This window comes from Photorhabdus australis DSM 17609 (assembly GCF_000711895.1).
GTDB classification, from domain to species: domain Bacteria; phylum Pseudomonadota; class Gammaproteobacteria; order Enterobacterales; family Enterobacteriaceae; genus Photorhabdus; species Photorhabdus australis.
This window is the reverse complement of record NZ_KL543991.1, coordinates 1-9,447: the sequence shown is the minus strand read 5'-3', so window position 1 is coordinate 9,447 and position 9,447 is coordinate 1. Positions and strand designations below refer to the sequence as shown.

The following is a 9,447-nucleotide window of genomic DNA, read 5'->3' as shown; positions in this document are numbered from 1 at the left end:
CTGTCAGGGATAAATATCGGCAGGAGTATGACAAGGTTCAGGAGCGGATAGCAACGTGTTCAGGCGCTGACCAGTGCGTTGCCGTTGCCAAAGAGCTGCGGGCATTGCAAGGTGACTACAGTGCCCGGATAGGCGAGATTCAGGAAAAAGCCAGAATGCAGGGGCTGGATTCCCTCACGCCGGCAGAAGTGCGGGAATGGGCAGATTTACGTGGTGCGATGTCGAATATTGATGCATCACGGAATTTAGTACTCCATCGTGCCCAAGTCACCGGCGGCTCAGAAGAAACCACCCAGGAAATCGTGAAGATTATGGGGCAGACGGGGATTGCGGCGTCTGCGGGAGTGGCCGGAGGGATCAGTAAAGCTGGAGCAAAAGGCCGCGGGGATGTCGGAAAAGGCAAACAACCATATCAACCGAATCAGGGGGCTGTAGGGAATATGAATGAATTCTTTAAACAGAAAGGATTTGGTAACCAAGCGAAAGGAAACTCACAAAAAACTAGTAAGATTTACCAAGGACAGAGTGTCTACAAAGCATCAAATGATATAAGTGATAATATCCGTACAGGCGATCAATTCTATTTAGATGGCCGTCATAAGAACCACTTGGAAGTTTTTGATAAGAGAGGAAACTTTATTCATGTGTTGAATTTGGATGGTTCGATTAATTTAGATAAAACTAAGGCAGCAGCAGCTGAAGGAAGGAGACTCCCAAAATGATTAAAGATCTTTTCTTTGAAATGTTAAATGATAGTTATCATCAACTTTCGAAAGAAATCTCTGAAAGTAATGTCACTGATAACTTATTGATTGATTATGAAAGTGATTTAAATGAAATGTTTTTTCTGGATATGCATAGGCTAAAAGAGGCAATTTGTTTATTACAAAAAGCACAGCTTATTGATGATAAAATTACCATGCAAGCCGCATTAGTTTACATTAGAGTGCATTCAATGAGATTGTCTGGTTTTTTTGAGGATATAAAAGATGATTCTGATACTTTCTTAAAAAATTCAGAGTGGCCGAATATACCAGAAAATTATCAGGTGCCTGAGCATTATAACTATCCTAATAAGTAAAGTAGAAATCCTAGCCATTGTGAACTATACCCCAAAATGTTGAGCAACCATCTAGCTCTAAAGGTGAAGTTCATTACGCCGGACAAAATGGCTTATCGGGCTGAAAAGTCGCGTCGGGGCGTTATGGGTCGGGCACAAACCGTACAGGGAAAAATTGATTGTAACAGACTGATTATATTTAGAAAATCAGTATCCGGCGGTCAACTTCGCAATGGAATGCGTTGTTGCGGATAATAATGCTCTAGCTGTACCAATGCCACCACCACCGATAGCGGGTTCAAACACGGGTGAAGCCGTGAATGAAGCAAATCAAACAATAGCTTCAGCTTTGGACAAGAAACTAAAGGAAATGGGAGAGTCTATAGATAAAGCCACCCAATGCTCCTTTGGCCGGACATGTTCGTCAGATTATGTAGATGGTGAGAATCAACCCAATATATCAAAGGATCTGACAGATTCAGAGAAAGCCGAACTTGGTGGTTCAGGAACAGGAACACCGGGAGGACATGATCCAGAAGATGAGCAGAATGCCAGAAATAACAATCATATTGGCAAATGGTCAGTTGATGAATTGTCAAATGGAGCAAAATACACAGATCCGGCCTCAAAAAAAGGCGATTTGACACTTGCTGGTCGCGCTCTACAAAAACATGGTAGTCGGCCAGGTAGCATTTTTCCAGAGGCTAAAGGAAACCCATCTGCGATAAATGAACAAGGCCAAAAAATTGTAGATAGTATATTGAATGACCCGAACAAAAAGGTGATTCAAAGTAATACAGGACGATACGGTCAAGTTACTGATGTTATATCTTCTAGTGGGCGTGGATTACGTTATGATGCTCAAGGTAGGCTTATAGGATTTTTGGAACCACCGAAATGACAAATAAATTAACAGCACAAATAGCGAGCTTGCCAGATCGAGAGAATGTTGTTTACGAGATCTTTTGGGGTACAGATCAAGTAGCAGAAGTCTCGAATGAACCTGAGCATGGCATGAGAATAGAGATCTTTTCTTGTCCGAATGGAGGAATATGGAACTTTGACTTTAGAGAATTCCGTGCTCTTGTAGAGCAAGTAGAAAAAAATATTATCTAAATATTTACCCCCCCGGTTTGTAAAAGCCGGGACTGTTTTTTTAGCCTACTCCGTCAACATCACAATGGCGGTAGTAAAGTTAAACGGTTGCTTACTGAGCAGGCTGTTATTCTCTAACCGCATCTGGGGAAAGTGGACTATCTGGCTGAAAAAGCGCGTCGAGGCATTATAGGCTGGGTATCAAGCTGCACAGGGAAAAATCGTTTGTAACCGACTGAGTACATTGAGGTAATTGGTATCCGGCGGTCAACTTCGCAATGGAATGCGTTGTTGTCGATAACAATCACCTAAGTGTGAAGAAGAACCAATCGCGCAGTGAGGAACTGGTTAATTGTCAGGGGGATACCCGTTGCCGTTCTGCCGTCAGGGATAAATATCGGCAGGAATATGACAAGGTTCAGGAGCGGATAGCAACGTGTTCAGGGGTTGACCAGTGCGTTGCTGTTGCCAAAGAATTGCGGGCATTGCAAGGTGATTACAGTGCCCGGATAGGCGAGATTCAGGAAAAAGCCAGAATGCAGTGGCTGGATTCCCTCACTCCAGCAGAAGTGCGGGAATGGGCTGATTTACGGGGTGCGATGTCGAATATTGACCGCATCACGGAATTTAGTGCTCCATCGTGCTCAAGTCACCGGCGGCTCAGAAGAAACCACCCAGGAAATCGTGAAGATTATGGGTCAAGTGGGGATTTCAGCAGCTCCTGGTATTGCTAAAGGAATTAGTAAGGTCGGGGTAAAAGAAAAAAACGTACCAACTGATCAAGGTCCTATGCTAGGACAAAATGGCGTTCAAACCTCCAGTAAAACTATATGGAAAGGAGTTGGTAAAGAGCGTATTGATGTAGAAAATCCAAACCCTGGTAAGAGACCAGGACAAATACACTATCAAGATAATAAAAACAACAAATATTACTACGAGCCATCTACTAATTCGTTTTATAACTTTGACTCTTCAAAAAATAAAATACCTGCACCATCATCAGTAAATAACTTATTATCTGACCCGAAATTTAAGTAGGCAATAGACAAAGGCATGAAACAATATTTGGGGGAAAAATGATTAAATACAATCAGAAAATGTTTAGTTTTTTAGATGGATATGTTAAGGAAGAGGTTGTAATACCAAAAGTTCTTGCTGAGCTCTTAAATCTTGGGTTCACAGTAAGTTCAAACGGTTGTGTATTTTTTTCTTCTCTTGGTCCTGTAGCTAGTGTGTTAAGAGAAAATCAAATTAATAGTCATTCAAATTTCTTCGATAAAACAGAAGAGGAATGTTTCTATAATGAAATAAGATTAAGTGACTATTTGGAAAACAATATTATAGATGTTGCTATAAAATTCGCTTCTCTTATTATTGCTAAACTGGAACAAGATCTTCCCTCTTTCAAATTCGAACTTATTCTTGTACTTGATGACTTTGAAGAGGAAATCGATTCTGTTATTAAACTACATATGATGAGAGAAAATGAAGTATCATACATTGATATTGATTCTTTAGACGAATTTATTCAACCTATACTTGTATTGCAAACCAAATAAAAGATCCTAATCAGAATGAACTGCACACCAAAATGTTAGACAATCATCCGACATTTAAACGGTGCAGTTCATTACGTCTAAGAAAAGTTGCTTACAGGCTAAAAAGTCGCGTCGGGGGTTTTTGGATTCGGCGGCAAAGCCGCACTGGAAAAATGGGTTGTAACTGACTGAGTACATTGGGAAAATCAGAGTCCGGCAGTCAGATTCGCAATGGAATGCGTTGTTGCAGATAATAATGCACTGGCTGTACCAATGCCACCACCACCGATAGCGGGTTCAAACACGGGTGAAGCTGTGAATGAAGCAAATCAAACAATAGACAAGAAACTAAAGGAGATGGGAGAGTCTATAGATAAAGCCACCCAATGCTCCTTTGGCCGGACATGTTCGTCAGATTATGTGGATAATGAAAGCCAACCAAATGTAGGGAAGAATCTGACAAATGAAGAAAAGGCTCAGTATAGTGGAGTTGGTTCTGGATCACCTAGTGGTTGGGAACCACAGGATGAGGAGAATGCGAGAACTCAGCAATCTGATTCCAAAAATTTTGATGATAAGTTTAAAAAGAGTGATTTAGTATCTTCTGCTAATAAGCCTATTAATAATCAAGGATTATCTGCTGGGGCTCGTGCTTGGGAAAAACACGCAGGAAGACCAGGAGGAATATTTGAGCCATTAAAAGGAAATGTTACTCAGAAAAATGAAGCAGCTAGTCGGTTCATAAATGAAGTGTTGAATAATAAAAACACTGTCCGAACCGATTTATCCAAGGGTGGTATAGAATACCGTCTACCTGATGGTAGAGGTGTCCGCTATAACTCAGATGGTTCTTTCTCAGGTTTTTTAGATCCTAAAAGGTAAGAAAAATGACTAATAATTTTGAAGTGGATTTTTTTAGTGACTCCAGATACGAAGAGCTGACAGCAGAAATTTCGTATAGGGGGCAAATACTTTGCCAACTTAACAAAGACAAGGGAATTGATTCTATTGAGATTGAATTTTTTTCAGATAGTAGGATTTTGGAAAAACCAGTAGAAATGAAATTCCCGTTAGATGAGTTTATAAATGTGTTGATGAATACAAAAACAGATCTCATTGCATAATTAAGATCCCGGTTTTTATGAACTGCCCCCCAAATGTTAGACAATCATCCGGCATTTAAAAGGAGCAGTTCATTACATCTGGGAAAAGTGGCTTATCAGGCTTAAAAGTCGCGTCAGGGCGTTGCGAGTCGAACATCAAACCGCACTGGGGAAAATTGGTTGTAACTGACTGATGGCATTAGGAAAATCGGTGTCCGGCGGTCAGCTTCGCAATGGAATGCGTTGTCGCGGATAATAATGCCCTTAGCATGGGAGGTCTGTTTGGTCCCGAAGGCGCTAAACATTTTGAAGGCGCAGGTTCACTGGCTCAAAAAATGGCTCAATCTGGGGCAACATCCGAAGAAATCAACGCTGCTTTGACTCACTACTTAAAAGGCCAAGTCCCTGATGGTCAGGACCCAGCAAAAGGTTTGATTATTGCGTGGGGTAACTTCTTTGGTGTTCCATTGGAGGTCGTGTTATCGAATGAGCAGATGACACCGCAGAAGGCGGCGGAAATTGTTGCCGGTGGTATACCTGCCAGTGGAGTACAACTCGATTTGAGGCTGAGATAGAAGTACCCAAAAATACTAAGTTAAACATTGGTTCTGTTGGGGAACAACCACCTTTGAGTAATAATCCTAAATACATGGGTGGAGCTGATCAAATTCTACTACCACGGAATTATCCTATGGATTGGATTAAATCAATACGAGATGGAAAAACAGGTAATATTTACACTTACGAAGAATTTAAGAAAACATTTCCAGATCAAATAACAAATAAAGGAAAATAAAATGTCAATAAATAAAGATATGATAGAAATCGCAAGATTAATATCCTTGTTGAAACAAGTCGTTACGTATTTAAAAGAATCAGGAAATGGAGAGTCATCTTATGCATACTTAATAAAATCCATTAATATTCTTGAGAACAAAGCAAGTAATGGTATGAAGAATTTATACAAATATATTATGAACGATTTCAGAATGATGGGGGATAGAGGCCAATATGGGGAAGATATAGACCCAATAACAGATGAAATTTACGCAATTATAAGCAACAACCCATTGTGACCGCCCGGCTTTACCACCTCCTCCTGACTAGCCAGACAGTCCGAACCGAGCACCCGGTCACCGTTATTCAGTAAATCCATATAATCCGCCGCAATTATCGCTTTATTATCCAGCAACTGATAGATACGTACCAGTGTGGGAACAGACAGCGCAATACTTTCTCCGCTATCCGTATTAATTGTTGCTCTGGGGATAAAATCCAAATGCAACGTTTTTACCTGCTTATGAAACAGGGATTGCGTGACAGAGACAGAGCCATCCGTCACCTGTTTGAGTCAAACCGCAGCCAGTCAGCAGTAATGACATCACTGCTATCACCGACACGATCTTAAAATTGATATTTGACATAACTTCCTCCTTTGTTTTCATTATTGTCTACCGTAATGCCTTGATAATCGCCCAAATTCACGGTGATATTGTCAGGTACTGTCGTCGGATGACTTTCAACCTTAAGCCCTAAGACCCCAGTTAGCCCCAAATGAACGGGCGTACCACCCAGCACAGGTGGCGGCAATATCCGAGTCGGTAAGGTCAGTTGTAGTCTGGCCAGATAACGCCAGCCAAGATAAACCCGCAACAACACCTGAAAATCCGTGTGTAACTGCCCGCCCGGCAGCCAGCCTCGCGCTTCCTCCGGGCAATTCGTATACAGTGCCACTAATAGCTGACTGTTAATATCAGTACCCATTCTGCCCAGCACGGTACGCTGCGATAAAGAGACCGAATGTGTATCTGAAAATTCTGCCGGGTGCGTCAGGTGAACTTGCCGGCAACAACAGGCGGTCACCACCGTGCGGGTCTGCGGCGCCAACAACGCGACCAGCGCAGAGATGCCTTCAGCGGTACGGGTCGGCAAACGCATGACGCTAAGCAACGCCAGAAAACGGGACATCGGCGTGGCTATATTCTGTTGGCTACCCGAGATACCTAAACCAATCAGTCCCAGTAAACACTGAGACGTTCCATCCGTTCCCCCGGCAGCAAAAGTGGCGGGATAGGAAGAATATTTACGCCAGATACGGTAGAACTGGGTAAATATCCGATGGTTAAAGATATCCAGAAAGGTTTCCAGCGCATCATACCCTTCCTGACGTTGCGCGATATCATCCAGATAAGCCGTCGGCAGCGGTGAATCCACTCCGTACAGACCCAGAAACGTGGTTCTGGCCGTCGGTGGATGTTCCGGGTGTTCACGGTCAGCCTCCAGCGCTTTCAATTCACTGACCGGGAAACCCATGCCCGGATGAGGCCGGAAACGTATCGCATCATCAGCAGGATTCGCTGTACTCCCCAGAGGAGGCCGGTCGGGAACGGCCCGCTCAATGATCTGACAGAATGAATAAAAATCGAGTGTCGATATATTGGCCTTCAGGGCAGCCATCAACCGGGAATGTGCGAACAGTGGTTTTCTTCCCATAACAGTTGTTCCCCTGTAGGTTGCAAAATTAAAGTGAGCCGATTAAACAGATGAATATCGGTGTAGAGGGCAAAGAAACGACTGAGCATTTCCCCAAACAGGCAGATATCACCGGTACCAGAAAACCCATTGCGATCCAACGTCACTTCAATGTGTACTCCTCGACGCAGACACCCCTGTTCAAACCGCTCGATAAGCGAATGTTTCACCGCTACAATCGCCGCCAGACGACGAGCGTTCATATCATTGTCGGTCCAGTCATACAAAGCCAACGTGCCGCGCAACACTTCCGGGTTATCCATCATACTGAGAAAATTGGAACCGAGATGACTGAGTATCCGCCAATGGAAACGGTCCTGATTCGGCGGATAACAGGGCAGCGTCGGCTCACATAGGTTACGCACAGTCAGGCCCACTGGTGGCGGATTGACTGGTGTATCCAGTAACGTATCCTGCAATGCCTGACGAGGCAGTTGCCCGTTGGTGCCGGTCAATGTCAGTGATAAGTTTTGTTCTTCATAGAGTTTATCGTCATCAAAATCCTCCCCGCCCAGAATCAGCCAAGTGTCATACAAGCCTGACGGGCCCTGTTTGACCCGCGTATGGTAATAACGTTCCGGTGAATCATGACGCATCATACCGCCTTTATGACGGAAACTACTGAACGGCACATACCCCTGTTTACTACCGCGTTCCGAAGAGACCACCGCATCCACCGAATAAATCTCAGTGTGTCCGTCTTGAATACGCATCGGGCGCAGCAAATACTCGGTTTGCAACGGGGACAAGCGTAGGGGGTCAGATTCCAGCGAAAACAAGTTAATCACCGGTGTGCAGTGCAAACGAATATGCTCCGCCGAAAATGGCAGGTCACCGGGCCAACTTTCATGCAGTACCACATCCAGCTCAAACCACGGCGTATTCTCAGGAATAGTCAACGTTTCCAGCCCACAGAGCGCCACAAACATAAATTTTTCCCGAAAAGTGAAGTACTCCAGCAACAACTGATAACCACTGAACGCACTTTCTCCTTTCGGCCACAGTCTTTCTTCATCCCCAAACCCCAGCGGTGAAAACCCGCCATTGAACGGCTGACGGTCAATGCAACCGGGGAGTCTCAGGTAAAGTTGTTGGATTTGTAGTGTAAATGCCTGATGCAATGCACAGGCCAGCGGGCTGTCTGCGCTCAGGTATAGCGGCAAACGGCGTAAATCGACCTGGCGCCAGTCCACCATCGTCCCACAATCAAAACGCAGGCGGATAACAGAACGCCCGTCCGGTTCAGCCTGTAGAGAAGCAACTGTCAGCGCCAACGGCAACAGCTGAACAGCCTGCGTCGTGGTATAACGACAGCGGGTTCGGTGTGGGCCAATCGGCTGCGATAGCACCTCAAACCCTTTTTCCAGCGGTACTGACTTTTTCATCTGTACCCAGTCTGGAACCAATTCAATAATCGACAGAGAAGGAATGGTACGCAAGTAATGCGGCCACAACAGACTCACCAGCCCTTCCGTCAACTCTGGGAGGTCATCATCCAGTTTCTCGCGCAAACGCCCCATCAGAAAGGCAAAGCCTTCAAGCAAACGTTCTACATAGGGATCACGGATGCCAACTTTATCCAAATTCAGCATCGCAGCCCGATCAGGATAAGCCTTAGCAAACTCTTTACCTGCTTCGCGCAAATAGCGCATTTCTGCCTCGTAATAGTGCAAGGTTAAATCATCCATAGGATTGTTCTCATGGTTGTCAAAAAATAGAGTTACCGGTTCTGTCCGAACCGAAAAGTGATAAAACATCTTAAAAAGGAATATGACATTGGCCGGCTCGGCCAGTAACATCAGCCCACATCGCTCAGCTTTATAGCTATCCGCCTTATTCTTCCCCCTCCCAGTCCTCATCCGTCGTCACGGCTTGCGTCGCCTTACCCGGCCTCACTTCAAAGATGTCCTTCGGCAGCTTAAAGCCCCGCAGCTTCAGCAACGCCAGCGGACCACTCCCCACTTCCGTGCGTAAAATCCACGTCAGCGGCAAACCGTCCGGCGCCACAAACGTTAACCGATAACGGCTTTCATCCAGCCTCTCCGCTTTCGCCCGCTCCAGCCAACGGAGCAGGCCCCAGTTCCCCTCATAATCCCCAAATAAACGCGCCCCCGTATTC

At 44.7% G+C, this 9,447-nt stretch carries 15 protein-coding genes and 1 pseudogene; 12 read left to right on the top strand and 4 right to left on the bottom strand.

Features of this window, described 5'->3' with window-relative positions; genetic code table 11:
• The 12 genes and pseudogenes from BO26_RS24395 to BO26_RS21335 form a co-directional block, all read left to right on the top strand.
• Positions 1 to 722: hemolysin BL-binding protein (locus tag BO26_RS24395; protein WP_236637695.1), on the top strand; the 722-nt coding region annotated here is incomplete at its 5' end.
• On the top strand, positions 719 to 1,081 hold the full coding sequence (locus tag BO26_RS21760) for a hypothetical protein (protein ID WP_051691095.1): 363 nt from the start codon (positions 719 to 721) through the stop codon (positions 1,079 to 1,081). The genes BO26_RS24395 and BO26_RS21760, both read left to right, overlap by 4 nt.
• Before the next feature lie 211 nt (positions 1,082 to 1,292).
• Positions 1,293 to 1,961: a hypothetical protein gene (locus tag BO26_RS21755; RefSeq protein WP_051691094.1), complete on the top strand. Its 669-nt coding sequence runs from the start codon at positions 1,293 to 1,295 to the stop codon at positions 1,959 to 1,961.
• On the top strand, positions 1,958 to 2,176 hold the full coding sequence (locus BO26_RS21370) for a hypothetical protein (RefSeq protein ID WP_036774990.1): 219 nt from the start codon (positions 1,958 to 1,960) through the stop codon (positions 2,174 to 2,176). Before BO26_RS21755 ends, BO26_RS21370 begins: the two co-directional genes overlap by 4 nt.
• A 257-nt stretch (positions 2,177 to 2,433) precedes the next feature.
• Positions 2,434 to 2,889 carry a hypothetical protein gene (locus tag BO26_RS21365; protein WP_036774988.1) on the top strand — a complete coding sequence of 152 codons (456 nt, stop codon included), beginning with the start codon at positions 2,434 to 2,436 and terminating at the stop codon, positions 2,887 to 2,889.
• On the top strand, positions 2,849 to 3,193 hold the full coding sequence (locus BO26_RS24390) for a hypothetical protein (protein ID WP_051691093.1): 345 nt from the start codon (positions 2,849 to 2,851) through the stop codon (positions 3,191 to 3,193). The genes BO26_RS21365 and BO26_RS24390 overlap by 41 nt, the downstream gene beginning before the upstream one ends.
• A gap of 38 nt (positions 3,194 to 3,231) precedes the next feature.
• Entirely contained in the window at positions 3,232 to 3,714 is a 483-nt protein-coding gene (locus BO26_RS21355; RefSeq protein ID WP_036774987.1) for a hypothetical protein, read from the top strand.
• Between the two features lie 576 nt (positions 3,715 to 4,290).
• Positions 4,291 to 4,401 (top strand): annotated as a pseudogene (locus BO26_RS24755) (Contact-dependent inhibition of growth factor CdiA); the annotation flags it as partial.
• A gap of 179 nt (positions 4,402 to 4,580) precedes the next feature.
• Positions 4,581 to 4,817 carry a hypothetical protein gene (locus BO26_RS21345; protein ID WP_036774986.1) on the top strand — a complete coding sequence of 79 codons (237 nt, stop codon included), beginning with the start codon at positions 4,581 to 4,583 and terminating at the stop codon, positions 4,815 to 4,817.
• Positions 4,818 to 5,029: 212 nt separating this feature from the next.
• Positions 5,030 to 5,371: a hypothetical protein gene (locus BO26_RS21750; protein WP_051691092.1), complete on the top strand. Its 342-nt coding sequence runs from the start codon at positions 5,030 to 5,032 to the stop codon at positions 5,369 to 5,371.
• A gap of 53 nt (positions 5,372 to 5,424) precedes the next feature.
• Positions 5,425 to 5,592 carry a hypothetical protein gene (locus BO26_RS24385; RefSeq protein WP_236637687.1) on the top strand — a complete coding sequence of 56 codons (168 nt, stop codon included), beginning with the start codon at positions 5,425 to 5,427 and terminating at the stop codon, positions 5,590 to 5,592.
• A 1-nt stretch (position 5,593) separates the two neighbouring features.
• The gene (locus BO26_RS21335; RefSeq protein WP_036774984.1) at positions 5,594 to 5,872 is read left to right on the top strand and encodes a hypothetical protein; all 279 of its coding nucleotides are present in this window, start codon (positions 5,594 to 5,596) and stop codon (positions 5,870 to 5,872) included.
• Here BO26_RS21335 and BO26_RS21745 read toward each other — a convergent pair.
• From BO26_RS21745 to BO26_RS21315, 4 genes are all read right to left on the bottom strand, one after another.
• Positions 5,842 to 6,138 (bottom strand): type VI secretion lipoprotein TssJ, encoded by a 297-nt coding sequence (locus BO26_RS21745; protein ID WP_072023320.1) that lies wholly within the window; start codon positions 6,136 to 6,138, stop codon positions 5,842 to 5,844. The genes BO26_RS21335 and BO26_RS21745 overlap by 31 nt on opposite strands.
• 62 nt (positions 6,139 to 6,200) lie before the next feature.
• Positions 6,201 to 7,289 carry a type VI secretion system baseplate subunit TssG gene (gene tssG / locus BO26_RS21325; RefSeq protein ID WP_036774981.1) on the bottom strand — a complete coding sequence of 363 codons (1,089 nt, stop codon included), beginning with the start codon at positions 7,287 to 7,289 and terminating at the stop codon, positions 6,201 to 6,203.
• Positions 7,253 to 9,016, bottom strand: coding sequence for a type VI secretion system baseplate subunit TssF (gene tssF, locus BO26_RS21320; RefSeq protein ID WP_036774992.1), 1,764 nt, complete (start codon positions 9,014 to 9,016; stop codon positions 7,253 to 7,255). The genes tssG and tssF overlap by 37 nt, the downstream gene beginning before the upstream one ends.
• 145 nt (positions 9,017 to 9,161) lie before the next feature.
• On the bottom strand, positions 9,162 to 9,447 hold a 286-nt coding region (locus BO26_RS21315; RefSeq protein WP_036774980.1), incomplete at its 5' end, for a type VI secretion IcmF C-terminal domain-containing protein.